1 protein-coding gene is annotated in these 240 nt (G+C 51.7%); it reads left to right on the top strand.

Annotated features, from left to right (window positions below):
- Positions 1-60: 60 nt before the first annotated feature.
- Positions 61-240, top strand: a 180-nt coding sequence (locus ACYP03_RS27765) for a glycosyltransferase family 9 protein (RefSeq protein ID WP_459782906.1), incomplete at its 3' end; no start/stop codon positions are given.

The raw sequence follows: 240 nt of genomic DNA, 5'->3' as shown, positions 1-240 counted from the left end.
ATGCTTAATGTATATAATTCCCAACACACAATCACATCCACTCGGTTGAAAGCAGGTGTCATGACATTATTCAACTCCGCTCCCCAGTCTTTGTGCATCCTGCGCCTGTCGGCGATTGGTGATGTCTGCAACAGTATTGCCATGGCACAGGCTATTCAACGGCAATGGCCCCAAACGCGCCTGACCTGGATCTGTGGCAAAGTCGAAGCACGGCTGCTGAAGGATTTACCCGGCATCCGG

The sequence above is a fragment of the Photobacterium sp. R1 genome, assembly GCF_054600795.1.
This window is presented reverse-complemented; position numbering and strand designations above follow the sequence as displayed.